Source organism: Niallia oryzisoli (genome assembly GCF_036670025.1).
Taxonomy (GTDB): domain Bacteria; phylum Bacillota; class Bacilli; order Bacillales; family Cytobacillaceae; genus Bacillus_BD; species Bacillus_BD oryzisoli.
The window spans coordinates 760,748-785,118 of the sequence record NZ_CP137640.1 but is presented as its reverse complement, the minus strand read 5'-3'; the positions used below and the strand labels follow the sequence as shown (position 1 = coordinate 785,118).

The following is a 24,371-nucleotide window of genomic DNA, read 5'->3' as shown; positions in this document are numbered from 1 at the left end:
TATGTAGAATTACATTAATTCTCTTTACTCAATATTTCTAAATTTTTCTACATATATTATTTCATTTTTATTTTTAAGAAAGCAACTAATAAATACTAAGGATGATTTGCATGCTAGAAACGATTCAAATACTGGATATAACAAAAGCTGCCTATGAGGCAGGGAAAAAGATTTTAGAGGTGTATGACACAGACTTTCAAGTGGAAACTAAAGAGGATGCATCACCGCTTACATTAGCCGATCGAAAGTCACATGAGATTATTGTTAAACATTTGAGTCAGAGCTATCCCTCGATTCCTATATTAAGCGAAGAAGGCCAGCACCTTCCTTTTGAGGAACGAAAAAAATGGAACACGCTTTGGATTGTCGATCCTTTAGATGGAACGAAGGAATTCGTAAACCGTAACGGGGAGTTCACTGTAAATATTGCACTTGTTCATAATCAAAAGCCTATCCTGGGTGTAATCTACGTTCCAGTTAAGGATGAAATGTATTTTTCAAACCAGCTTGGAGCTTTTAAAATTAACCAGTACAGCACTCATCAGCTAACCTCAGAGGAAGACCTATTAGCCGTTTCCCCAAAAATTAAAGTTGGTCATGAGGGTCCATATATAGTTGTTGCAAGCCGCTCTCATTTATCTCCTGAAACTGAGACATTTGTCGGGAGCCTTAAAAAGGAGCATGGAGAGGTTGACATGATTTCCGCAGGAAGCTCCTTGAAATTTTGTCTAGTGGCAGAAGGAAAGGCAAATGTCTACCCGCGCTTTGCTCCAACAATGGAATGGGATACAGCAGCAGGCCAGGCAATTGTTGAAGCTGCCGGCGGAGAAGTTATCGATGCTAAAACCAATCAGCCCTTGTTGTATAATAAAGAACAGCTTGTGAACGGCTGGTTTATTGTGCGATAAATTAATAAAAAAGAGCCGTTCGGGAATCGGCTCTTTTTTATTTAACACTTCTATTCTTCCTTCATTTCATTCAGCTCATCGATCAGCTGCTTTGTCCGTTTCGCATTTCCCTGCGCGAAATTTTCGAGACGTTCTTTTAGCTCATCATCATCTTGGACCCGCTCAGCACCTATCAGATAAGTACGCATTAAATCTTCTTCCGTTTCAATTGAATTTTTCAGAACTTCTTCAAGTTTTTCCTTTTCATCATCAGACATTTCATCAAACATGATCGATCCCTCCTATCATTGTTATCGTTTACTAATCTTATTCTAAATATCCATTAGAGAAAGATCCTATTAACAAATGAGCAAAAGACGATTAAGAAACTAAATTATTATCATAAATCTAATCGATCGGTTTTTGTCCTATAAATTGAATAACATGGGATAAACCATTATGTAGTTCTCCCTCGTGACGAACAACCTCTCCCATAAAAAAGTGAACAAAACGCCAATCAGTAAAGGTTTGTAAAAATTCCTCAGGTTTATACAAAAAATTTAATTCGCGTGGTCCTCCACTATTGTAGGGGATTTGTTTATACGAATAAACTTCTGTTAAAAAATAACCACCCGGTTTCACTGCATCCCTTACTCCTAGGAGTGTTTTTGTTCGTAATTCCTTTGGGAAATGCCCAAATATACATATGATTTCATCCCATTGCTCTTTTTTCCAGGAAGCTTCACTTAAGTCTACAAGCTCAGTATGAACCTTTACACCTCGTTCCTTTCCAAGCTTTTTAGTTTTTTCTAACCCTGATTCTGCATAGTCCCATGCTGTCACGTCCATTCCTTGTTCAGCCAAGAAAACTGCATTACGTCCTTCGCCTTCTGCGATTGCTAAAGCACGGCCTTTTATTTGGAGTTTCCGCTGCATTTCTGCTAAGAAAACATTTGGCTCCTTTCCATACACATAGTTTTCCATCTTAAACCGAGTATTCCAAAGATTCATCGTTCAACCAGCCTTTCAATATAGTATCCACTATCATTATGAAATTTATAATATATCCATCCATGTCTTTATTGCCGTAGCCAAGATTAATATTCCCATAATGATTTGTAGAACTTTTGTATTCATTCTTTTTCCAGCATTTGCTCCTAGTGGGGAGGCAATTAAACTGGCCGCAACCATCATAAGAGATGGAAGAATTTCTACTTGCCCATTTGAGATTTTAGCGGTGATAGTACCAATAGATGAAATAAGTGTAATAGCCAAGGAAGAGGCAATAGTCATTCTTGTAGGTATCCTTAATACGACAAGCATAATGGGGACAAGCAGAAATGCTCCTCCAGCACCTACAATACCTGCCCCAATCCCGACAATAAATGCTAGAAGTGCCGCAAGCCACTTGTTAAATTTCACCTTATCTAAGGAAATATCATCAATACCTTTTTTAGGTACCAACATCATAATTACGGCAAGCAAAGCTAAAATTCCATAAACGATATTTACTCCGCTTTCCGTCATATGATTGGAGCCGATCCCTCCAATAAAACTTCCAAACAGAATACTAATCCCCATGTAAACAATCAGAGTTTTGTTTATAAACCCGCCTTTGCGGTAAGCAAAAACACCGCCAATTGTAGCAAAGAAAACCTGTACAGCTGTAATTCCTGAAACTTCATGTGCCGTAAAATGTCCTACCCCAAGAGCGGCTGGAATATATAATAGCATTGGGAAGTTAATAATAGCTCCACCAATTCCTAACATCCCTGAAATAAATGAACCTATAAATCCAATTAGGAAGATCGTGATTATCAAGCTAATATCCATTTCTTCCTCCTTTTATTCAGAAAAGGGAACCTTTTCAGTTCCCTTTATTATCATCCTTTTTGAATCCAAAATTTTAATACATCATTGTCTTCTTCGTATTTTAAAAGATCGTGTCCTCCTGACTTTGCCCAGGCTGTAAGGTCATTCTTTGCGCCTTTATCTGTTGTATGGATTTCTAATACTTGACCTGATTCAAGTTCATTTATGGCTTTTTTTGTTTTCACAATGGGCATTGGACAAGCCAAGCCTTTTGCATCTAATACTTTAGCTACATTCATTTTTTAGTTGCCTCCTATTATTCAATGTGATGTACAGCGCAACGGTTAGGTCCAATTTCCAACTCTTGCATTTTATCAGAATCCACTTTTTCAACTCCACGATTAATCGCAACTATTTCTTCAAAATTAGGCGGTTTAACTGAACTTGCTGACCTTTCAACACGATCAAGAAATTCATCTTTGGCAGCAGTAAACATATTTTTATTGCGTTGCCTAATCCTCCCAAGCGTATCGCCTATATATCCCTCTGAGTTTATCTCAGTATCCAAGTCAGCATAATGACCAGGGAGTACAATCACATCATCTGCAATTTGTGATACCTTGTTATGAACGGTATTAAACAAATCATTTGCCCATTCACGTACTTTATTTCCGAGGTCAGGACGACCTAATCCACTAATAAAAATAGTATCACCTGAGAATAAAAGTTTTTCGTTCACAAAAAATGATACGCTGCCAGGTGTATGTCCAGGAGTTTTTACAGCTAAGACTTCCAGTTGTACTTGCTCGAACTCAATCTTTTGATAATTTTCTAATGCCTCAAAATTAAATACTGCACCTTCACTCTTCATAATGTAATATTTTGCACCTGTCATTTCCGCTAGCATGTTACCACCTGAGATATGATCAGCGTGTAAATGAGAATCGACAATGTGAGTAATTTTTGCTCCTTCATTTTCCGCAGCTTTTACGTAATCATCTACAAAACGTGTGGGATCAACAATGAGAGCTTCCTGACCAGATACAACCATGTACGATAGGCACCCTTTTCCTACGCGGATAAATTGGAATACTTTAAGGTTGTTATCTTCATATACCTTTACCTTTTCTAGGTACCTGCTCCAAGCTTGCATTCCGTCTTCTAAAGTGTAAATATTATCAAATTTCGCATCAACTAATTGTTCTCCAACAAATACAGAAGACCCACCTTTAGCACAAATCACAAGGACATCTTGATTTTTTGGAATTTGATCAGCAATTGGTTCAATACCATCAATTAACTCGAAATATGGAACATTTAAATATTGGAAATTTTCTCCTTCAACTTTCCAATCACGAAAATCACTTTCATTGCGGACATCAAGAATAAACAATTCTTCTTTATTTAATACTTTTTTAGCCAGTTGTTTGGCAGTCATTACTTTTAGAGTCATCTACATTACCCCCTATAGTATTTATGAATTCAAAAAAAATATACTATTAATCATGAATACCCGTTGTATTACCAGACCATTCACTCATTCCAGGAACAACATTGATCACATTGGCAAACCCTTTTTCTGATAACTTTCGCGCAGCAAGATCACTACGGCTCCCTGTACGACAAACCACAAAGATTTCATTTTCTTTATTTAATTCATTTAATTGTTCTTCTAATTCACCTAAAGGAATATTAATAGCATTTGGAATATGGTTAAATGCATATTCTGCCGCTTCTCTTACATCTAGGACCACTATGTTTTCATTAGCCTCTAGTTTTCTTTCTAACTCTTCATTATTAATGATGTGTGGATATTTTTTCTCCGGTACCTCATCATCAGAAGATTTACGAAGATAATGTTTTAACACTTTCCCTTCTTCAATCGTCCCTAAATACTGATGTCCTGAGCTTTCCGCCCAAGCTTTTATATCGGATTTAGATCCTTTATCTGTCGCTTGAACTTCTAATACTTGCCCTGCCTCTAAATTACTCATCGCCTTTTTTGTTTTTACAATTGGCATCGGGCATGCTAATCCTTTTGCATCTAAAATCACGTTTGCTTTTAAGTACTCCATTTTAAAGCCTCCTGTTTTTATACGTATTGGGGTATTGTTTTTACGAAAAAAATTTATTTAACTTTTCCTTCCCAAGAAAGCATTCCTCCAGCCATGTTAATTACGTTAAATCCATAGCTTTCAAGAAATTGAGTTGCACGGCTGCTTCTAGCTCCTGAACGGCAAACCATGATATACTCTTTTGCTTTATCAAATTCATGTATACGAAACTCCATTAATCCTAATGGAATATGAACTGCACCTGGTATTTTTCCGGCTGCTACTTCGTCAACTTCACGTACATCTATAATATTTAATGTCTTTCCTTCATTCAATAATGTTTCTACTTCTTTTGCAGTCATTTCTCTCATTGTAAAAGACCTCATTCAATTTCTATTAGTTCCAGGCACTCATGCCGCCTTTGACATTTGTTACTTTTGTAAATCCTGATTTTGTTAGGAACTTACTAGCCTTTTGACTTCTCATACCACTTTGACATATCACAACAACTTCTTTATCCTTGGATAGTTCTTTCTCACATTTTTGCGCAAGTTGTTGTAGAGGGATATTTCTAAATTCTTTAATATGGCTGCCCTTAAACTCTCCGGGTGTTCGGACATCAACAAATTGCTTATTTTTATCCTTTAATTCACTTTTCAATTGTGCTGTAGATATATGTCTAACACCTTTTGTTGGCATCATGCGTTGAATAATCAAGAATAGAAATAGAGCAATAACAATATAATTCACATATTCCAAGACTAGTCCCTCCTATTATCAGGGGATAATTCCCCGTTTCTTCTAAATAAATAGATTTACATTTCCTTCTTGGGCATCTGCCAAATACGCAGCTACCCCTGCATATTCAATGTTATCTAGCAGTTCTTCTTTTTGTAGACCTAATAAATCCATCGTCATCGTACAAGCAACTAATTTTACATCCTGCTCTTGTGCCATTTCGATTAGTTGCGGTAGAGGCATCGCGTTGTGTTTTTTCATAACATCCTTAATCATTTTAGGACCAAAGCCGGCAAAGTTCATTTTCGAAAGTCCCATTTTATCTGCACCTCTTGGCATTATTTTTCCAAACATTTTTTCCATAAACCCTTTTTTCACCTGAGTCTTTTCATCTTTACGAAGGGCGTTTAATCCCCAAAATGTGTGAAAAATTGTTACTTCATGGTCATATGCAGCCGCCCCATTTGCAATGATATAAGCTGCCATTGTTTTATCATAATCTCCACTAAATAAGATAATGGTTGTCTTTTTCTTATCTGTCATAAGGTTACCTCCGAGATGTTATTTTTACTAATACCGGTATGGGTATAATTAAAGTTAAAAAAATTAGCCTTATTTAATCCAAAATTTTAAAATATTGTTTTCCTCTTCGTATTCTAGTAATTCATGTCCACCTGATTTAGCCCAAGCGGATAGGTGATTTTTTGAACCTTTATCTGTTGTATGGATTTCTAGAATCTGACCAGATTCAAGTTCATTTATAGCTTTTTTTGTTTTAACAATTGGCATCGGACAGGCTAAACCTTTTGCATCTAATATTTTAGTTACATTCATCCTTTCATTCCTCCTGTTCCTTATTATTTATACTATTACCCATATGGGTATAATAATAAAAATAAAGAAAAGTGTCAAATCTTTTTTACCGACTTTTTACTAACAGATTAACGGCTTCTTTTACTAACTCTTCTGTACTTTTGTCACTTAGCTCATGACTTTTTTGAACACACTCCACTAAATTAGAACTTACGACAACTCCAATTGTACGGTCAATGGCAGTTCTGGCTGCAGATAACTGAGTAATGACTTCCTTGCATTCCTTATTTTCTTCCATCATTCTTAAAATTCCTTTTAACTGCCCGTCAATACGTTTTACCCTATTTTTCATTTGATCATTATAATCCATTTTTCTACCTCCTTAACGCTTAGTTTAATGAGTTTTCCTTTAAAAAAATTTTTTCTGTTCAATTATTGAATATCCAGTTACCCGAAAACCATTTTGTCTTAATAAACGTATTCCCATATTTTTTTCTACTAAGCTTAATGCTATTAAATGTAAATCACGATTTGGAATTTCATGATAATTTCTTTTAAGATAGGCAATCGGGATATTTATTGCTCCCTCGATTGGATTCTTGCAAGATTCATTAAAATCCCTTACATCTATTACATTTATTTTATCTAAATCAAGATCGCTAAAATGATTACACTGGACGCCATGAACAGGAAAATATCTTCTATATAAAATAAATAGGACAATCACTGTACTAAAAATTAATAATGCCATTCTAACCTCCATCAATTAAAGAACCAATCAACACGCTTTATATTATACCCATATAGGTATATTGTCAACTGTATTTTATATCGTTTTTGAGTGGTTCTTCGATTAAAAATGTCCGGTACTCCTTTTCAAAAAATAAAATGAGCACCGAAATTCGATATTCACTTTATGTTTGATTATTCACTCTTACTAATCGCCTTCCATAATATAAATATAAGTAAAATTTTTCATTATCTATTGTAAAATTACAAAGATACTGTATAATTCATACTATAATTATAGGAATTAACGGAATAAGGTTGGTGAATCTGCTTATGCGTTTTTTTAAAAACCTTTTTGTTGAACATTGCCCAAAATGCAATAAAGTATTAGAAACTCAACATTCCAATACTTTAAAAGCAATTGTCATTAAATCATGTCCGGATCAGCATTATCAAAAAGAGTTTCATCCAGCTCTTGAAACATATATTGAAAGTCATTAGATTAGTTAAGATCTTAATCAAACTAAAAGGTAGCAATTCAAGCTACCTTTATTTTTCTTCTCTTTTTTAAATAAATTCAAACAAACATTTCCCTACCTTCTGGCTGGCAGAACCAAAAAATCATTCGTTAAATTCTTTTTCTCCATCATACCGAGACGAAAGCTGAATTCATCAAACATTTACAAAAAAACAAACCATCAATTAGGTACTTTTCAGCACCTTAATTGATGGTTTGTTTTTTATCTATATTTGTAATTAGAATTTTTCAGATGGCTGCATAACCTTTAATGTACGACGGCTTGACTTTGTTTTCTGAAGTGTAAGCATAACGATAAAGGAAATGCAATATAGGGCCGCTAAGTAAATCATTACAACTGTCATATTAGAACTTTGCAGGATATATCCAACAAGAATTGGTGATAAACCTCCTACTGCACGACCAAAGTTAAAGATTGTGTTAGTAGCTGTACTTCTTACTTGAACCGGATAAAAGCTGCTGATTAGTGCACCATATCCAGCAAACATTCCATTTGAAAAGAATCCGACAATTGCACCGCCAATTAATAAGCCTGCGCTTCCTGTTGCATACGAATAGAAGAATACAGCAGCAGCAGAGGCAAGTAAAAAGGTACCGTAAGCTCGCTTTGCTCCAAATCGGTCCATGAATCGTCCAAAGGTTAACATCCCAATGATCATCCCAACCGCTGTACTAATTGTCCACAGCGCTGAGCTTGATACGGACAAGCCTTGTGATTGCTGCAGCATTGAAGGCAGCCAAATCATTAATCCATTATAGCCTGCAATTTGAACAGTGGCCATGATAACAAGAGCAATCGTTGTCATTGTTGTTTTTGGTGTAGAAAATAACTGAACTAATTTACCCTTTTCTACTTTCTTAACTGTATTGTCTTTCTGTGCATCTAGCCATTTTGGCGATTCTTTTAGGTTCTTTCTTACAATGAAAGCAAAAATAACAGGAAGTATCCCAACAAAGAACAGCGCTCTCCAGCCTAACATTGGCAGAATCATCGCACTTAGTAATGCAGCAAGAATAACACCATATTGAGCACCGACACTTACATAAGAAGAAGCTCTTCCTTGTTTATTCTTCGGCCAAGCCTCGGCTACAAGAGCCATTCCGATTCCGTACTCACCACCTGCGCCAAGTCCAGCAATAAATCGAAACAAATAAACCTGTTCAATATTTGTTGCTATTCCCGTTAGAGCAGTGCCTAGTGCGAACAATAAGATTGTATAAGTAAAAATTTTCACCCTGCCAAACTTGTCTGCCAAAATTCCAAATACAATTCCGCCAACAAGCATTCCAAGATTTGTTATGGAAGATATAAGTCCTCCAGTTGCAAAGTCAATGCCAAACTCTGAAATAATCATCGACATCGCAAAGGAGATAAACATGATATCCATGCCTTCTAACGTTAAACCTGCTGTAGATGCGACGACTGTTTTTTTACGATAATCCATTTTGATTCCACCCTTCCGTTTTCTACTTGTTGAACCTCGAAAGAATGGTTATTCAAATTTCCCATTCTCCTTTGAAGCCTCACAGGACTTCGCTTAAAAGAGGTTTATTTAAAAAAGAACAAAATAAATACCCTTTAGTCGCAGAGGACAAAAGGGCATGAGTAAACAAAAGTAAGTAAAAGACAGCCATAAATAGCTGTTCGTCGCCCTTTTCAGCCTCTCTGGACTGATCTTAAAGGTAATATTATGTTGTTTATTATATTAGCATAGTAGTAAATATGCTTCAATCCCCTTTTAATAAATATTTTATTGGGAGTTATTTCCATATGATTCTTAAATTTAGCCGCTGGACCATTATTCTGTAAGAATAAAACTATTTGTATATCTAATACGGACAAAACAGTTTCCTCTTACTGCCAAATAATCATAACAAAAAGAAGATCTGATTCTATTCAACGAAAGTTTTTCAATGCCTTTTTTCGATTGAAAGCCTTCTTTTTGTTATTGTTCGCAATTGTCCTCTTACATTCATTTAAAGACAGCCTGCCTTTTATCAAGAAAGGCTTGTGTCCCCTCATTATATTAGTCAACAAAATTCAATCTACATTCATCCCCCACCTGTAGAAGTGGAGGACTTCTGCTGAATGAAGTTAAATAGAAACATTCCTGACAACTGGCTTATATTCCCTTCCCCCTATGCAAATAGAGGTAACAGTATCATTTTTATAAATACCTATAAATCATACAAGGCCAGTTAACGTATAAACGAGGATGACGAATGCGACCGCAAGTGTTTTAACAATAGTAATGGCAAAAATATCCTTATATGCTTGCCTATGTGTAAGTCCAGTTACAGCAAGCAGGGTGATGATGCCTCCGTTATGCGGAAGCGTATCCATACCGCCAGATGCCATAGAAATAACGCGGTGCAAAACTTCTGGCGGAATATTGAATTGAGCGGCAGCAGCCAAATACTTTTCAGTCATAACACCTAAAGCGATACTCATCCCTCCAGATGCAGAACCTGTAACACCCGCTAAGGTGGATGTCGTCACAGCACTATTCACTAGCGGATTGGTGAACATACCAGAGATTCCATGCTGAACAACCGCAAAACCTGGTAAAGCTGCAATGACTGCTCCAAAACCATATTCTGATGCCGTATTCATCGTAGCTAGTAAAGCTCCGCCTATTCCAACTTTTAAGTTTTCTTGGAAATTAGTTTTAACTGCTTTGAAATTAAGGGCCATTGTCGTTGCAATTCCGATGACGAGTGCCATTTCAACTGACCAAATCCCAACTACTGAAGCCATATTAACTGATCCAAAAGCTTCTAATCCAATTTTTGAAAAGTCAAAGCCATTTTCATACCATTTAGGAATGGCGACAGTAAAAAATTTATTCATGACCCCGACCAATATAAGGGGCATAAAAGCAAGCCAATCTTTTGCATGAACGGAGTCAAACGACTTCTCCTTATTTGTTTCAAACTCCGCCACTTCAGCTGCGAGACTTGCTGCCATTTCAGATTCTGCTCCCATTTTGCCAAAATAACCTTCTCCAGCAGCCGCTGCTTTACGACGACATCTTTCAATGTACAACATCCCAACTATCAACATGAAAATGGCACCGATAATACCCAAAGTAGGCGCAGCATAGATATCTGTTTTAAAGAAAGTAGTAGGAATCACGTTTTGAATTTGTGGTGTACCTGGCAAAGCATCCATCGTAAAACTAAAGGCTCCAAGTGCAATGGTGGCAGGAATTAAACGCTTAGGAATATTAGTTTTTTGGAACAACTGTTTAGCAAATGGATAAACGGCAAACACAACCACAAACACACTGACTCCACTATAAGTAAGAATAGCACACATAATTACAACGGCTAGAATAGCACGTTTTGCTCCAACCATACGTATAACGAGCCTAGCTATTTGATCAGCTATTCCTGACATTTCAATCACTTTTCCAAAGATGGCCCCTAGTAGGAAGACAGGAAAATAGTTTTTAATGAAATCAACCATTTTCGCCATAAATACATTAGAAAAGAACGGCAGAACATGACTTGGTTCTGTTAAGGATACAGCGAGTAATGCACAAATTGGCGCAAACAAAATGACAGAAAATCCTCTATACGCTACAAATATTAATAACCCTAAAGACAAAAGAATAACGATTAAATCCATAGATGCTCCCCCAATATAATTTAAATTCCCCTAAATACCTATGTATCCCTAAAATCCTTTCGGGACCTGGTTCTGCCAAACCCTGATATAGAACGATACACCAAACGGAGATTTATTTTTTCATTGTTTCATAACCATAACCCAGCTTATCTAGTGTTCCTGTTCAGAAATTCCCTACTAAAATATCAGCGTCTTTCGCTAGAGAGTAAATAATTTCTTTTCCATCTTCACTTTTTAGATTGACCGTAATACTTCGCTCATTTCGGTTTGAACTAGGATAATACAACTTTCATCATTCTACTTGGGAAAAGTGAAGCGCCTTGACTCATCCCTTTGCTTAGGCTGCTTCACCTTTATCACATCGACTCCCATATCTCCAATACTCGATGATTAATCATAATTTTCAGATTATTATAAAGGTTAGATTTCAGTAACTAATAAAATGACGCATAATCTCATAATCCCTCGAGACCACCAACCACTGCTTATTTAGCCTAAATCGGTAAATAAGTGACCCCAATAATCCAGTAAATCCCAATAATAATTAATATCGGCAGGCAATATCCAAGGAAATCTTTTACCGTCAGTTTCAATCCTGCCCCCATAATTGGCATAAATAATAGAGCCCAGAATGGTTGAATAAGTGTAGTCCATGTTTCACCGTAGTTTACAGCCATTATTGTACGTGGAATGTCCACTCCTAATTCCTGTGCAGCAAGTATAAATGCTGATCCGGTTGCGACAAATAACGATCCAGCTGAAGGAATAAATAAGTGAATAAATCCTTCCATTAAAAATGTTAATGCTGGGAAAGTGGCTGCTGTTGAACTATTTACTACAGCTTGTGAAAATACTTCTGCTAAACCTGTCCCTAACAAAATAGATGCAATTCCCCCATATAGTGGAAATTGAATAGCAATGGAAGTACTAGCACTCATATGTTTTGAGAAACTTTTAGCATAGTGGTTTACATTCCTAGTTACCATAAAGCCCATAAACATGATTAAAAATGCGATTGAATTTAAATTTAAACCATTTAATCCATTTATAGCTAAATGATAAAACATATACGCTACACCTAAAAGACCTATTACCCATAGGATTGGACGCCAGTTATTAATACGGTCGGCAAAAGTTTCATTTGCAAAATTCCCCTCTATGGCAACAGCTGTTTCTTCTTTTGCTTTTTCTTCTTCAATTAATAGTGATTTATAAGAGACAATTTCCCTTTTGTTTTTTCCTATGAAGTAGAAGATAGCCGTAATAATGAATACAGTTGAAATCATTAAGATGATATTCATTGGAGAGAAAACGGTTGCTTCAAGTGGGACAACTCCTCCAAGTATATCTGTCATTGAACCTTCCGTAGCCACAAACAATGGGATGGTAGCTGAGATTCCGCCCGCCCAAACAATCCAGGAAGAATAGGTAATCGCTGTTAACAGTCGATAATCTACCTTATCATTTGTTTTGCCGATAGCACGTGCAAAGGTACCGGCAACAACAGGTCCAATATACCAGCCTAACAAAGAGGAAAAACCACTAACTAAAGCTGTTGATACATACGCTGTTGTTGGTTTCTTCACCTTTTTAGCCAGGTTGGTTATTTGCTTGCCTATCCAAGGAGTTTCTACTATAACGAGGGCTGCCGCATAAGTAAGAATTAACTGGAAGGCAAAAGTAAACATCATAGGAAATCCATCAAACCAATAATTCACTACTTCAATCGGTCCACTATCCGTTAATACAACTGCTAAAATCATAGAAATAATAGTAATAGCAAGAACAAAAATCATGGAATCAGGAAAATATTTACTATAATTTTCTGCTACTCTTTCTGAAAGACTAAGTTTTACTTCACTTTGTTCTTTATGATCTCTCTGTTGATTTTCAATTTTATGATTACTAATCCCCATTTTCACACCCCTAATATTAATTCGAGCGATTCTAGATTTCAGATATCTAGCAATCTTTTATTGTCAGTTTTACTTTATTCATTTTCTATTTTCTAGTATTCTAACTTTTAAATTTACCTATTATTTATTTACAGAAATCCTGTTTAATTCTTCATCTAATTCCTTCTGCAATGCCTTCATTGAATCGATTAACAAACTTGAAGTTAATGCACCCAGAGGTAAAGAAAACTGGTCTTTTGAACATTCCATAATGACAGCCATTAAGTCCTTGTACAATACACCAAGTGTGCCATCTGGTTTCCATTTACTGACTTCATCCCAGTGATTGACAACCCAACTATTGCCCGTGCTTACGCTTATTAGCTTCAAAAGTTCATCTTTGGGCAGACTATATTTTTGTCCAAATCTAAGTCCTTCTATCGTACCTGTAAGATTAATACCTACGATTAAATTATTGGCAAGTTTTGCTGATTGGCCTGCTCCACATTCCATACCAAAATAAAAAATATTTTTGCCCATTGCTTGGAAGTAACGATTACACTTTTGCACTATATCTTCTGCACCGGCGGTCATAATCGATAATGTAGCAGCTTCTGCACCAAACTGACCTCCACTTACAGGGGCATCTACCAAATGTAATCCCATTTTTTCTACTTTTTCATCTAATTCTTTCACAGTTGTAGTCTCTAGAGTGCTCATAATGATGATGGTCAGTCCTTGTTTATCGGCTGAGGCAATGCCTTCTTCCCCGAAAATTACATTTTCTGTTTGATGTGCCGTTCGAACCATAGATATGACAGCTTCATCTGAATTTTCGGCCACTTCTTTAATAGAATCACAACAGATAATTCCTTTTTGTCGTAACTTTTCATAAATACTCTGATTAATATCATAAGCAAATACTTGAAAGCCTGACTTTTGTAAATTTAAAGCCATAGGTACTCCCATTTCACCTAAACCAACAAAACCGATTGATTGATCCATTTCAAAGTCTCCAATATCACATGAATTTGTAAATTTGGCTTAACAAGGAGCTTGTTAACCTTGCGAAGCGTCAAGCTGCCTTCGTAATGAATCAAATCTTCGGTTGCTCCATGTCAAGCCTATAGAATAATCAATTTGCCATATAGCCGCCATCAACTGGTAACACGATTCCATTAACGTTTAGGCTATAAGGGCTACAAAGCCAAACAACAGCTTCCGCAATATCGGTTGGATTTCCTGGTTTCTTTCTGGGAGTTCTGTCAATCAATGGTTGTGCACCATTTCCTAACGTATTTTGCGCTGCCTCTGTCGCAATGAAACCTGGAGCAACCGCATTGATCCGAATCCCTTGTTCGGCATACTCACTGGCTGCAGTCATTGTCAGACTTATAACACCTGCTTTGCTTGCAGCATAAGCAGAACGTTCCGGCACTCCCTTCATTCCAAAGATCGAAGCTGTATTTACAATCGCGCCCTGTGTTTTTAAAATCTCTGGAATTTGATATTTCATTCCTAAGAAAACCCCTGTCAGATTGACATCTATGACTCTTTTCCAATCCGATTCAGCAAGATCCGCAATATTAGCAACGGCACGTATCCCGGCATTGTTATGAGCAAAGTCAAGGCGGCCAAAGGCTGAAATCGCGGTCTTTACAGCATTTTCAACAGACTGGGAATCAGCAACATTGGTATGGACATAAATCCCCTTGCTCCCTAGCCTTTCAACAGCAGCAAGAGTCTCATTTCCATGTTCAGCAACGTCGCAGATGACAATATTTGCCCCGCGGCGAGCAAATGCCAACGCAGTGGCTTGCCCAATCCCTCTTGCACCACCGGTAATCAATGCAACTTTACCTTTGAATTCATCTGAATTTTTTGTCATTTCCACAGACTCTGCCCCCCTTTGTAATCATTATTTTTGCAGACTGACTTCGATTTCCTCCATTTTTGAAGGTGAGTGTGATTCTTCCTCAGCAAGATAATTGTAGACACGAGTCGCAGATGATACCGTAAGATCCGTTATGATATGGGAAGCATGTAGCACCTCAAGTACAGGAAGATCAGCCAATGGAGCTAAGGCATGTTCAAACAATTGTAAACGAGCCGGGCCTGTCCATGCTTCTTTGATGATCAAATCAGTAATTTGAGTCTGAAGAAGTTCACATATTCTAAGCTTCCCATCAAAATCCGGCATAATTTTAAGCAGAAACGTCGGTTTCGTAATTTCTTCTCGAGCTTTATCAAAATCAAGAGGCTGATGCTTATAGCCCATCGTTGCATTGGCTATGCGCAAGCTTCCATAATCAACTGTTCCCACAAGCGTGTCTGAATCAATAAATAAGCTTGGAGCTCCGAGTTTTTTCGGATAGGCACTCGCTTCACGACCGACAGCAATGGCAGGGTGATTATCTACATACATACAATGTGAATATTCTCCCTTGATACCGTTATATGTAACAGGGATTACTTGGCCTGCTTCTGTATAACGACCAAGTCCAGTCGCATCTGGCATATACATGACTTCAAACTTTACCAATGGTTCTTCCACTTGTAACGGTTCAGGAACGATCCTTTTTAAGGCCTCAAGGTCGGTGCGATAGGTAATATTTAGGTATTCGCGATTATTAAATCTAAAAGGTCCTTTCGGAAAAGCAGGTCCTCCAAGTGGTGTTGCTATTTGTTTACGAACATCTTCTTTCAACATAATACTTTCACCCTTTCGTCTAAATTAGATATATATATTTACAATTCATTTGTCTGGAAGGCAGTCTTCTAAACTATATTTATTGCTTTCTCTTCCTAACCCGCTATGTTTCACTCCTCCAAATGGAGCTTGTACTTCAAATGAATGAAACATTATCCGCAAAGGCGTGCAAATGCGCTATATTTTTGAATATTCAGAATATACAAGACGAAGTATCCATTACAACTGAAGCGGAACCTGTAACTCCTGCTAGAACATTTGTTAAACAGCTCAATTTATGCCCTTTAAGTTACGATAAATTATTCGCTCTTTTTTCTCTTACTTCTTGACCCAGTTTCCATCCTCTTGCGCATCAATTGGAAGGTTAAAGGTTTGGATATAGATTGATAACATTTTGTAAAAACCGATAACAATCATGGCATCCGACAATTCTTCAACGGAGAAGTATTCAAGCGTGTGTTTGAATACAACGCCCGGCGCTTTGCCTTGTTCGAGTATAAACTTCCCAAATCGCAATAGAACCCGTTCACGTTCCGAAAATACTTCACGATCATCAATGCGTTGTTCAGCGATGGCGATGAATTGATCTTCGCACACGCCTGCTGTTTGGGCGATGGAAACATGTTGTTCCCATTCATAGTCACTGCCTTCATGTGCAGCCACTTGCACAACAAGAAGCTCTTTGTGGTAATCGGATAGTGTAAGCTTCTTGAAAATGGCGTTGGTTAGGTCTATGACTTCCACGTAAGCACCAGGACTATACCCCAGCATCCGGAAAAAATTGACTATCGTAGGTAAGCTTTCGTACTTTTGCTTCACTTGCTCAGGCAATTTTGCGTAATCAGGATACTCAATTTCAATTTTTGAACTAATTCTTTCATTAATAGTTATCAATTTATGTCACCTCTTCTAATAGTTTGCTAGTAGCATTCATTTATTCCACGTTAGCCAAGACGCCGTCGAAAATAAAGCCCTTATACCCCGACTCTTCTAAGGTCTTTCTGTAGTTCCCCAGTCCGCCCAGATAGAACATGACCGTGTTCTTCTTGCCTGGGATGTTCGCCCCGAAAATCCACGATTCACCCTTTGAAAACAGCGTTTGGTCTGAAATTGTTTGACATGTCGTAATCCACTCATCCTCAGCCTCCTGTTTTGGCTCAATCGTGGAAATGTCGTTTTCAACCATGTACTTCACGGTATCTGATATCCATTCAACCTGCGTTTCAATGCTAGGCGGCAGGTTTGTAAAAGGACCATTTGGACCAAGGATCATGAAGAGATTTGGAAAATTGGTATTCATCATGCCGAGATACCCAGTTGGTCCATCTGCCCATTTTTCGCTCATTGTGATGCCATCGCGTCCGCGTATGTCGATCTTCGTATAGTTTCCATCTACCGCATCGAATCCAGTCGCATAGATCAGCACATCCAATTCGTACTCGCCATCCGTAGTGCGTACTCCTGTTGGTGTAATTTCCACGATCGGGTTTTCCTTTACAGAGACAAGCGAGTCGTTATCTCGGTTGTAAGTATTGTAGTAGCCATTGTCACAAAGCGGACGTTTGGCATATAAACCAGTCGGAGTTAACTTGCGTGCCGTTTCAGGATTCTTAACGATCTCTTGGACTTTCTTACGGATGAAATTGGCCGCAGCCTCATTAGCCTCAAGATTTGTCGCAATATCATTGAAGGTACCGAACATGAAGCGGAATCCGCCTCCTGTATTCCATGCCTCTTCAAACACGCGCTCTTGTTCCTCTTTCGAAACCTCAACCGCTGATACCCTGCTTTCCTCAAAGCCGAAGGCCACAGCTGAAGATTTCGCTTGTTTCCAGATTTCTTCGTAATTTGCCTTTATTTCCGCTTTCTCAGCATCGGATTGTTCCTTTAATCCAATCGGTACACTGTATTGCGGAGTCCGTTGGAAAACAGTCAGATGATCTACCTCAGGAGCAATGGAAATAATAACCTGAACTCCGGTTGAACCTGTACCAATTACGCCTACTCGTTTCCCCTTCAGATCAACGCCTTCTCTTGGCCATCTAGCTGTATGGTATTGTTCACCCTTGAACGTCTCTCTCCCCTTAAAGTTTGGTACATTCGTTGCTGAAAGAAGGCCAAGGCCGGTAACAAGAAACTTCGCAGTAACCGTTTCACCCTTGTCAGTGGTAACCTCCCAATAGTTATTTTCTTCATTGAAGTGAGTGACTGTAACCTTTGTATCGAACTGATAGCTGCGACGTAAATCGAATTTATCAGCAACCCTATTCAAATAGGAAAGAATTTCTGGCTGCGTTAGGTAATTGTCCTTCCAATCATCTTCCTCAAGCAGTTCCTTGTCAAAAGAGAGACGGTATAGAAAGCTTTCTGTATCAGAAAGTGCTCCCGGATAGCGATTCCAATACCAAGTGCCGCCAACGTCAGAGCCATTATCATAGGCATGTACATTTAAACCAAGTTCATTGCGGAGTTTATGTACAGAGTAAAGACCCCCGAACCCTGCTCCAACAACAACTGCATCGAAGTCTACTTCCTTTTCCACACTATTATTCCTATTAGATTGAATCATAATATTTCTCCTCCTGCATTCTTAATTTTGTATTCTGTTATCTTGATAAAGCGATCATGACCTGGAAAAGATTTTTCCTTATTTTTGCAGTGCACTATACCAACATTCCTGGTATAGTGCACGCAGGTAGTCTGCTTCCTTTGATACAATTACATTTTGCTCTTCCATTGATTTCATAGTTGTTTTCCTCCTTACATTTGAATACGATTTCATTTTCTAAGTTATCTTAGGTAATTTGCTTAAATAATATAAAAATACTAAGCCCTATATTTCGAAATGTTATCTCACCTTTTTAGGTAGACTTCCAGTTTCTTCTCTATCGATTTCATAGGTGTTTTCGCGACTACTATTTAATTGAATTTTTAGAATTATTTTTTAAAAGCATTCCCTCCTTTAATTCGTTCTAATCTACGGGGTTTCTTACTCCTATATTCCACTTACGGTACAATATACCACCAGTGTAACGTAATTATATTATATTTTTGCTAGAAATCAATATTTTTTTTTGCTGAATCATCGGAAAATTCTAATTAAAGAGAAAGACATCTCGTTTAATATGAGTTCATGGCGATTTTATTCATGCAGCTCAATCTGTGGTTATACTCCTAGGGCAACAAGTACTGTAATAGTTACAAATACTTGTTGTTTGTTATCCGACCCTTCACCCAAACAAAGTACAGATATCTTTGAATGTTCTGAAATATTTAAAATACAGTAATGTTAATTTAACCCACGCCTATCCATAAGTAAAATACATATAAATTATAGTTATAATGCATTTTATCTATAATACTTGCGTTCACTTATTATAGAAATCACTGATATGCGGAAGGTAAATAAAATAAAGCCCCAAAGAGTTAGCCGTCTCTTTTAGGCAATTTCAACTAAAAAACTAATTTTATCTCTCTCATCCTAATAAGATAGAAATATATTTAATCATTTCTCTTGCAGTATATGAAACATACTTCTCTTTATTGAAAATGATCCCTAACTTCCAGCTCATTGGTGGATCAACGATAGGAATGACTCTAACCCTGCTCGGGTCTACTATTTTCACAACGGATTTAGGGAAAATGCAAATACCTAAATTTTCCGCTACCATCTCGCTAATAAGTTCCCAATTGTAGCTTATATTGTAGCTTACATATGAAACGATAGGTTCAAACTCTAATTTCCTACACTCCTCTACAACTAGTTGACGGAAAGTTTAGCCTTCTACCTACTCCCCATTCTCTTTGATTATCAAACTGCATTCCTTTTAAATCATAAGACTTCATTTTTTTCATCCGGCAATCAAAAAACTCATAATTTTCTGATTTATCAGTTGACAAAATAATTCCCCCTCTTATAATATGATTATACCATTTGTACGAATAACGATTTTCTGTACGATAATGTACACACAAGAAAAGCGAACTTATTGTCGTTCGAAGGCAACAAAGAAGAAATCTCGATCAAATGGTACATATACCAACAAAATGCCGCTATATATTAATTAGTTCATCAATAATCAAAATCTCTTGATTATTGAATTTCAATTAATGCAATGCTAGTGAAAAAATGAAATGATGCGAATATTTACAACAAGGAAGGGACAAAAAAGCAGCTGTTAGCTGTAACATTTTTAGGGGGGACCACATTGATTTACGGAGAAAAGCCATGGTTAAAATTTTACCACAACATAATTACTGAATTTCCCACGGTTGAAAACATATCTTTGACAGAGTTGCTTGAACAGTCAGTCAATGATCATGCCTTTAAAACGGCGATAACATTTTATGATAAAACGTGGAGTTACAAAGATGTCTATACCATTTCTGAGAAATTTGCAGCCTCCATACATAGTCTGCAGTTTAAAAAAGGCGATCGCTTGGCAGTGATGTTACCAAATTCGCCGCACTATCTCTTTTCCCTATTTAGTACATTACGTCTTGGGGGAATCGGTGTTCAGGTTAATCCGATGTATGTGGAAAGAGAAATTGAACATATATTAAATGATTCCGGTGCCGAGTACATGGTCGTTCACGATAAACTCTATGAACGAGTAAAACAGGTACAATCGCAAACAAATCTGAAGCATATCATCGTAGTTAGTTTAGACGGGGAAAAAATTGAGCTTGCCGATGGTGATTTTCATTTTGATGAATGTATAGACCGTGAAGCGCCACCTCCTCCCCATGTCAACATCAATCCCGATGAAGACGTTGCGATTTTTCAATACACAGGCGGGACCACTGGTGTTTCAAAAGGCGTTATGCTGACGCATCGAAATTTAATTGCGAATACGGAACAACTTCATGATTTCATGTTTAAGGCGGTCGACAAACCGGATAATCCAAAAATTATGGGTGTCTTACCAATGTTTCATATTTTTGGATTAACGTTTAACGTCTTTTTAGGGTTGAAGGCGGGATGCAACATTATCATTTTGCCACGCTTTGATGTTAAGGAAGTACTGGAAACGGTTAAACGTGAAAAGCCGTTTCACTTTTCTGGGGTTCCGACCATGTATATCGCCCTTAACAGCCATCCGGAACTTGAAAAGTACGGCTTTGATAAAGTGCCGTATTATTATAGCGGCGGTTCATCGATGCCAGTGGAACAACTGAATTTATTCGAAAAGCGGACAGGCAGTATTTTTTGTGAGGGATATGGACTTTCAGAGACGTCGCCAACGACCCATTATAATCCACCGTTTCAAGAACGAAGAGCTGGCAGTATCGGAATCCCGGTGTCTGGACTTGAAGTAAAAGTCGTTCAGGAAAAGGAAGATGGTTACGCGGAGGTTCCGGTAGGAGAAGTCGGTGAGTTAATCGTAAAAGGGCCACAGGTGATGAAGGGCTATTGGAATCGCCAGGAAGATACAAACGAGGTGTTAAAAGACGGCTGGTTATTTACCGGAGACATGGCCCGAATGGATGAAGATGGCTATTTCTATATTGTTGACCGCAAGAAGGATGTGATCATTGCAAGTGGCTACAATATTTACCCTCGTGAAATTGAGGAGGTATTGTACCAACATCATGCTATACAGGAAGTAGTCGTCGTTGGTGTTCCGGATTCATACCGCGGTGAGACGGTAAAAGCGTTTGTGAAGCTAAAAGATGGCGAAACGACAACGGCAGAAGACATCCTGTTATACGCAAAACAACACCTTGCCGCTTATAAAATGCCAAAACTTTTAGAATTTCGCGAAGAGTTACCAAAATCAGCTGTTGGTAAATTACTAAAACGCGAGCTCCGTGCAGAAAAAGAGCTTCAAACGGTCCATTCATAGTAAATGGCGAAAGGTTTCCTGGATGTTGCCGGCGAGGATATTTTAGCAAGAACGCCCGCCGGCCGCTTCAACATCGACCCGGCAGAAATGCTTAAACACAGGAAAAACAACAAAACAAACAAATGATTTCAGCGTGTATTTGTGTACATATGGTTTATTTAATCGCAAAAATGCTGGACATTCACCTCCAACAAGTGTTACAGCAAGAGCCGTCGCAGAAGACTGGATGGAATGGATAAACAATTCGAAAAAACAAGCTGTGGCAAATCTAGCAATAAAAATAATTAAACTCGAGAACAAAACAGAGCAACTAGAAGAGAATATGTTTGGACTCTTTGGAAAATTAACAGAGTCACATTACGTACTGAGCGATTGCTCAAAACGTTTAAGGAAACGGCAACAACTAAACTAATCGAATCGTAGTTGATCGAAAAGCGGAGGAAAAATTTGGAGCTTCTAGAAGAAGTGTTAGAAGAAGTAAAACAACTCGTTTAATAATGTTTGTTCAGATTATTACAGGAGGAAGAGGATGAATCAAGACACAGGAAATAAAGACTCAAGTTTATATCTAACATGGCAGCAGGTGCAACAGGAACTTGACAACTGGAATGAACGCACCACTGATCGTGAAGAAATGTTTCTTCAATCCTCACGTCATTTCATCGATAACGTCAAACGCAGCCAAGACAATGTTAAAGAACTCGTTAATCATTTCTCAAAAGAACAACGCGAATTGGAAAGAATGGTGCACGAAGAGTTTTTAACAGCGACTACTTGGATGCATTACTTTTTCCCGGTTCAATCGTATGAGGAAATGAACCGTGTTTTTAATAACTCACAAAAAAGCGACAAGATGTCAGTTTTCACGAACTGTGAATCGTTGGAACAGTATATGGAGTCCGTCGAGAGGTTTGTTGAACTAAGAAGAAACAGACGAAATCAGTTTGTAGCAAGCCTCAAAGAGACGGCCAAGGTTATTTATGAGAGTCAAAGAAACATTGTTCAATTGATAACAAATCAATTGAAAAGCGTATTTTTCCCGATCCAGTCCTATATTGAAAGTTCAAGTGCTGACAATATTACCGACAAAAAATAGAAAGGATGAACACATAATGTCAAATCAAAGAACTTTTGATCCATATGAAACGTTTAAAAAAGTTAGTATTCAATGGGAACAACGGATGAATGACATGATTCATCTTTGTACAAATAACAATGACTTTATCAAATACGCCAAGATGAGTTCTGATTCAAATGCTGGATATGTTGAATGGTTACGTAAAAGCCAAGAAATGTTGGCAAATCAATTAAATATGCCAACCAAAAATGATCTTGCAAATGTGGCAAAATTGTCCATTCAAACGCAAGAAAAGCTGGATTCACTGGAAGAACAAATTTGGAATTTATCAGATTCTGTGGCAAGAACAAATAAAGAAATGGAAAGTGTCGTTGAAGTATTACATGAAGTAATAAAAATGACAAAACAGCTAAAAACACAGCAGGAAGAAACAAAGGAAGAGTTGGCTGAGTTAAAAAATCTGCTTGCAGAAAGACAAACAACAACGAAAAACAATAGAAAGCCTGTGACAGGTGCAACGAAATAATTAACATGGAGGAACGAACGTGTCAACTAATCCATTAATAGATCTTTTTTCTTCATTTGATTATAAAAAAGAGCAGAAACGATGGAACCGCTTCTGCAACATTTTAAACGAACCAGAGCCAAAAGTTGGACAAACGCCGCGCAAAGTGGTTTGGCAAAAAAATAAAACAACGTTGTGGCACTATCCGGCTGAAGAGAAGAAGCATGAAGTGCCCGTCTTACTGGTTTATTCGTTATTTAACAAACCGTTTATTTTTGATTTAGCCCCCGGCGCAAGTATTATTGAAGCGCTGGTAAAAGCCGGTTATGATGTATATCTCCTTGACTGGGGAATACCTGGATACGAGGATAAGGGAATTACTATCGATGATTACATTGCTGATTACCTTCAAAAAGGGGTAAAAAGAGTTCTCCGACATTCCAATGCGGATGAAATTTCTATCATTGGCTATTGTTTAGGTGGAACGATGACAGCTATGTACACAGCGATTGCAGATGAAGCAGTGAAAAACCTGATCGTTGCTGCTGTTCCTGTTGATTTTAGCGTGTCAGCGGTACCTGTTGAGTGGGTAGAAGGGTTGAGAAATGGAGTTTTTAGTATGGACCGGTTCATTGATGTTTATAGTCTAATCCCGTCCTACTACGTTGGAGGAATGTTTCAGGCCGTGTCATCCCCCATTAATAACAGCCCATACGTTACTCTTCTCAACCGCGCTCATGACGATAAATTTGTTGAGAAATGGCAGCGGATGAATAAGTGGACAAATGAACATGTTCCCGTTACCGGCGAAGCATTTCGACAGTTTACCAATGACTTAATAAAAGATAATAAACTTATTAAAGGGGAAATGACGGTTCGAGGGGAAAAGGTTGATCTTGCTAAGATTAAATCAAACCTATTAGTCATTTCATCAAAAAAAGATCACCTCGTACCGAAAGAGCAGAGTCTGCCACTTTTGGACGCAGTCTCAAGCGAAGACAAAACATCCGAACTTGTAGATGCAGGCCACGTTTCCCTAACATTAACAAGTCAGTTTGCGACTGTGATTGACAGCTGGTTGTCAGAACGTTCACGTTCCCTTCAGAAAACGAAATAAACATACAAAGAGTGGGAA

28 protein-coding genes are annotated in these 24,371 nt (G+C 37.7%); 5 read left to right on the top strand and 23 right to left on the bottom strand.

What is annotated here, in order from left to right:
* Positions 1–110: 110 nt before the first annotated feature.
* On the top strand, positions 111–908 hold the full coding sequence (cysQ, locus tag R4Z09_RS03895) for a 3'(2'),5'-bisphosphate nucleotidase CysQ (protein WP_338451075.1): 798 nt from the start codon (positions 111–113) through the stop codon (positions 906–908).
* A gap of 50 nt (positions 909–958) precedes the next feature.
* Here the strand turns inward: cysQ and R4Z09_RS03890 are convergent, their stop codons facing one another.
* The 23 genes from R4Z09_RS03890 to R4Z09_RS03790 all read right to left on the bottom strand — a co-directional run bounded on the left by R4Z09_RS03890 (position 959) and on the right by R4Z09_RS03790 (position 19,707).
* Complete coding sequence (locus tag R4Z09_RS03890) at positions 959–1,177, bottom strand: hypothetical protein (protein WP_338451074.1); 219 nt, start codon at positions 1,175–1,177, stop codon at positions 959–961.
* A gap of 118 nt (positions 1,178–1,295) precedes the next feature.
* Entirely contained in the window at positions 1,296–1,898 is a 603-nt protein-coding gene (locus R4Z09_RS03885; protein ID WP_338451073.1) for a class I SAM-dependent methyltransferase, read from the bottom strand.
* Positions 1,899–1,943: 45 nt separating this feature from the next.
* Positions 1,944–2,720 (bottom strand): sulfite exporter TauE/SafE family protein, encoded by a 777-nt coding sequence (locus tag R4Z09_RS03880; protein WP_338451072.1) that lies wholly within the window; start codon positions 2,718–2,720, stop codon positions 1,944–1,946.
* 50 nt (positions 2,721–2,770) lie between these two features.
* Positions 2,771–2,998 carry a sulfurtransferase TusA family protein gene (locus tag R4Z09_RS03875; protein ID WP_338451071.1) on the bottom strand — a complete coding sequence of 76 codons (228 nt, stop codon included), beginning with the start codon at positions 2,996–2,998 and terminating at the stop codon, positions 2,771–2,773.
* Between the two features lie 17 nt (positions 2,999–3,015).
* Positions 3,016–4,152 (bottom strand): MBL fold metallo-hydrolase, encoded by a 1,137-nt coding sequence (locus tag R4Z09_RS03870; RefSeq protein ID WP_338451070.1) that lies wholly within the window; start codon positions 4,150–4,152, stop codon positions 3,016–3,018.
* 46 nt (positions 4,153–4,198) lie between these two features.
* Positions 4,199–4,774, bottom strand: a complete 576-nt coding sequence (locus tag R4Z09_RS03865) for a sulfurtransferase TusA family protein (protein ID WP_338451069.1) — start codon at positions 4,772–4,774, stop codon at positions 4,199–4,201.
* Positions 4,775–4,827: 53 nt separating this feature from the next.
* Positions 4,828–5,124 carry a rhodanese-like domain-containing protein gene (locus R4Z09_RS03860; protein WP_338451068.1) on the bottom strand — a complete coding sequence of 99 codons (297 nt, stop codon included), beginning with the start codon at positions 5,122–5,124 and terminating at the stop codon, positions 4,828–4,830.
* Positions 5,125–5,149: 25 nt separating this feature from the next.
* The gene (locus R4Z09_RS03855; protein ID WP_338451067.1) at positions 5,150–5,512 is read right to left on the bottom strand and encodes a rhodanese-like domain-containing protein; all 363 of its coding nucleotides are present in this window, start codon (positions 5,510–5,512) and stop codon (positions 5,150–5,152) included.
* Between the two features lie 42 nt (positions 5,513–5,554).
* Positions 5,555–6,034, bottom strand: a complete 480-nt coding sequence (locus R4Z09_RS03850; RefSeq protein WP_338451066.1) for a DsrE/DsrF/DrsH-like family protein — start codon at positions 6,032–6,034, stop codon at positions 5,555–5,557.
* Positions 6,035–6,103: 69 nt separating this feature from the next.
* Positions 6,104–6,325, bottom strand: coding sequence for a sulfurtransferase TusA family protein (locus R4Z09_RS03845; protein ID WP_338451065.1), 222 nt, complete (start codon positions 6,323–6,325; stop codon positions 6,104–6,106).
* Between the two features lie 85 nt (positions 6,326–6,410).
* Positions 6,411–6,674: a metal-sensitive transcriptional regulator gene (locus R4Z09_RS03840; protein ID WP_338451064.1), complete on the bottom strand. Its 264-nt coding sequence runs from the start codon at positions 6,672–6,674 to the stop codon at positions 6,411–6,413.
* Between the two features lie 39 nt (positions 6,675–6,713).
* Positions 6,714–7,055, bottom strand: coding sequence for a hypothetical protein (locus R4Z09_RS03835; RefSeq protein WP_338451063.1), 342 nt, complete (start codon positions 7,053–7,055; stop codon positions 6,714–6,716).
* A gap of 734 nt (positions 7,056–7,789) precedes the next feature.
* Complete coding sequence (locus R4Z09_RS03830) at positions 7,790–9,016, bottom strand: MFS transporter (protein WP_338451062.1); 1,227 nt, start codon at positions 9,014–9,016, stop codon at positions 7,790–7,792.
* A 740-nt stretch (positions 9,017–9,756) separates the two neighbouring features.
* Complete coding sequence (locus R4Z09_RS03825) at positions 9,757–11,202, bottom strand: GntP family permease (RefSeq protein ID WP_338451061.1); 1,446 nt, start codon at positions 11,200–11,202, stop codon at positions 9,757–9,759.
* Between the two features lie 163 nt (positions 11,203–11,365).
* Entirely contained in the window at positions 11,366–11,488 is a 123-nt protein-coding gene (locus tag R4Z09_RS31005; protein ID WP_422392244.1) for a CoA transferase, read from the bottom strand.
* Between the two features lie 208 nt (positions 11,489–11,696).
* On the bottom strand, positions 11,697–13,118 hold the full coding sequence (locus R4Z09_RS03820) for a TIGR00366 family protein (RefSeq protein WP_338451060.1): 1,422 nt from the start codon (positions 13,116–13,118) through the stop codon (positions 11,697–11,699).
* A gap of 120 nt (positions 13,119–13,238) precedes the next feature.
* Positions 13,239–14,102: an NAD(P)-dependent oxidoreductase gene (locus tag R4Z09_RS03815; protein WP_338451059.1), complete on the bottom strand. Its 864-nt coding sequence runs from the start codon at positions 14,100–14,102 to the stop codon at positions 13,239–13,241.
* 130 nt (positions 14,103–14,232) lie between these two features.
* The gene (locus R4Z09_RS03810) at positions 14,233–14,985 is read right to left on the bottom strand and encodes an SDR family NAD(P)-dependent oxidoreductase (RefSeq protein WP_338453194.1); all 753 of its coding nucleotides are present in this window, start codon (positions 14,983–14,985) and stop codon (positions 14,233–14,235) included.
* 30 nt (positions 14,986–15,015) lie between these two features.
* Positions 15,016–15,807: an acetoacetate decarboxylase gene (locus tag R4Z09_RS03805; RefSeq protein ID WP_338451058.1), complete on the bottom strand. Its 792-nt coding sequence runs from the start codon at positions 15,805–15,807 to the stop codon at positions 15,016–15,018.
* Between the two features lie 318 nt (positions 15,808–16,125).
* Positions 16,126–16,701, bottom strand: a complete 576-nt coding sequence (locus tag R4Z09_RS03800) for a hypothetical protein (protein WP_338451057.1) — start codon at positions 16,699–16,701, stop codon at positions 16,126–16,128.
* Between the two features lie 40 nt (positions 16,702–16,741).
* Complete coding sequence (locus R4Z09_RS03795) at positions 16,742–18,376, bottom strand: NAD(P)/FAD-dependent oxidoreductase (RefSeq protein ID WP_338451056.1); 1,635 nt, start codon at positions 18,374–18,376, stop codon at positions 16,742–16,744.
* Positions 18,377–19,283: 907 nt separating this feature from the next.
* On the bottom strand, positions 19,284–19,532 hold the full coding sequence (locus R4Z09_RS31000) for a LysR substrate-binding domain-containing protein (RefSeq protein WP_422392284.1): 249 nt from the start codon (positions 19,530–19,532) through the stop codon (positions 19,284–19,286).
* A gap of 19 nt (positions 19,533–19,551) precedes the next feature.
* Positions 19,552–19,707, bottom strand: a complete 156-nt coding sequence (locus R4Z09_RS03790; RefSeq protein ID WP_338451055.1) for a hypothetical protein — start codon at positions 19,705–19,707, stop codon at positions 19,552–19,554.
* A gap of 308 nt (positions 19,708–20,015) precedes the next feature.
* Here R4Z09_RS03790 and R4Z09_RS03785 point away from each other — a divergent pair, with 308 nt between their 5' ends.
* From R4Z09_RS03785 to R4Z09_RS03770, 4 genes are all read left to right on the top strand, one after another.
* Positions 20,016–21,653: a long-chain fatty acid--CoA ligase gene (locus tag R4Z09_RS03785; protein ID WP_338451054.1), complete on the top strand. Its 1,638-nt coding sequence runs from the start codon at positions 20,016–20,018 to the stop codon at positions 21,651–21,653.
* A 529-nt stretch (positions 21,654–22,182) separates the two neighbouring features.
* Positions 22,183–22,749: a hypothetical protein gene (locus tag R4Z09_RS03780; protein WP_338451053.1), complete on the top strand. Its 567-nt coding sequence runs from the start codon at positions 22,183–22,185 to the stop codon at positions 22,747–22,749.
* 16 nt (positions 22,750–22,765) lie between these two features.
* Positions 22,766–23,257, top strand: coding sequence for a polyhydroxyalkanoate biosynthesis repressor PhaR (locus R4Z09_RS03775; protein ID WP_338451052.1), 492 nt, complete (start codon positions 22,766–22,768; stop codon positions 23,255–23,257).
* A 19-nt stretch (positions 23,258–23,276) separates the two neighbouring features.
* Positions 23,277–24,353 carry an alpha/beta fold hydrolase gene (locus tag R4Z09_RS03770; RefSeq protein ID WP_338451051.1) on the top strand — a complete coding sequence of 359 codons (1,077 nt, stop codon included), beginning with the start codon at positions 23,277–23,279 and terminating at the stop codon, positions 24,351–24,353.
* Positions 24,354–24,371: the final 18 nt, after the last annotated feature.

Bases quoted from the DNA above. Each gene is read 5' to 3' on its own strand.
- cysQ (WP_338451075.1), top strand. From the start codon at position 111: ATGCTAGAAACGATTCAAATACTGGATATAACAAAAGCTGCCTATGAG.
- R4Z09_RS03890 (WP_338451074.1), bottom strand. From the start codon at position 1,177: ATGTTTGATGAAATGTCTGATGATGAAAAGGAAAAACTTGAAGAAGTT.
- R4Z09_RS03885 (WP_338451073.1), bottom strand. From the start codon at position 1,898: ATGAATCTTTGGAATACTCGGTTTAAGATGGAAAACTATGTGTATGGA.
- R4Z09_RS03880 (WP_338451072.1), bottom strand. From the start codon at position 2,720: ATGGATATTAGCTTGATAATCACGATCTTCCTAATTGGATTTATAGGT.
- R4Z09_RS03875 (WP_338451071.1), bottom strand. From the start codon at position 2,998: ATGAATGTAGCTAAAGTATTAGATGCAAAAGGCTTGGCTTGTCCAATG.
- R4Z09_RS03870 (WP_338451070.1), bottom strand. From the start codon at position 4,152: ATGACTCTAAAAGTAATGACTGCCAAACAACTGGCTAAAAAAGTATTA.
- R4Z09_RS03865 (WP_338451069.1), bottom strand. From the start codon at position 4,774: ATGGAGTACTTAAAAGCAAACGTGATTTTAGATGCAAAAGGATTAGCA.
- R4Z09_RS03860 (WP_338451068.1), bottom strand. From the start codon at position 5,124: ATGAGAGAAATGACTGCAAAAGAAGTAGAAACATTATTGAATGAAGGA.
- R4Z09_RS03850 (WP_338451066.1), bottom strand. From the start codon at position 6,034: ATGACAGATAAGAAAAAGACAACCATTATCTTATTTAGTGGAGATTAT.
- R4Z09_RS03845 (WP_338451065.1), bottom strand. From the start codon at position 6,325: ATGAATGTAACTAAAATATTAGATGCAAAAGGTTTAGCCTGTCCGATG.
- R4Z09_RS03840 (WP_338451064.1), bottom strand. From the start codon at position 6,674: ATGGATTATAATGATCAAATGAAAAATAGGGTAAAACGTATTGACGGG.
- R4Z09_RS03835 (WP_338451063.1), bottom strand. From the start codon at position 7,055: ATGGCATTATTAATTTTTAGTACAGTGATTGTCCTATTTATTTTATAT.
- R4Z09_RS03830 (WP_338451062.1), bottom strand. From the start codon at position 9,016: ATGGATTATCGTAAAAAAACAGTCGTCGCATCTACAGCAGGTTTAACG.
- R4Z09_RS03825 (WP_338451061.1), bottom strand. From the start codon at position 11,202: ATGGATTTAATCGTTATTCTTTTGTCTTTAGGGTTATTAATATTTGTA.
- R4Z09_RS03820 (WP_338451060.1), bottom strand. From the start codon at position 13,118: ATGGGGATTAGTAATCATAAAATTGAAAATCAACAGAGAGATCATAAA.
- R4Z09_RS03815 (WP_338451059.1), bottom strand. From the start codon at position 14,102: ATGGATCAATCAATCGGTTTTGTTGGTTTAGGTGAAATGGGAGTACCT.
- R4Z09_RS03810 (WP_338453194.1), bottom strand. From the start codon at position 14,985: ATGACAAAAAATTCAGATGAATTCAAAGGTAAAGTTGCATTGATTACC.
- R4Z09_RS03805 (WP_338451058.1), bottom strand. From the start codon at position 15,807: ATGTTGAAAGAAGATGTTCGTAAACAAATAGCAACACCACTTGGAGGA.
- R4Z09_RS03795 (WP_338451056.1), bottom strand. From the start codon at position 18,376: ATGATTCAATCTAATAGGAATAATAGTGTGGAAAAGGAAGTAGACTTC.
- R4Z09_RS03780 (WP_338451053.1), top strand. From the start codon at position 22,183: ATGAATCAAGACACAGGAAATAAAGACTCAAGTTTATATCTAACATGG.
- R4Z09_RS03775 (WP_338451052.1), top strand. From the start codon at position 22,766: ATGTCAAATCAAAGAACTTTTGATCCATATGAAACGTTTAAAAAAGTT.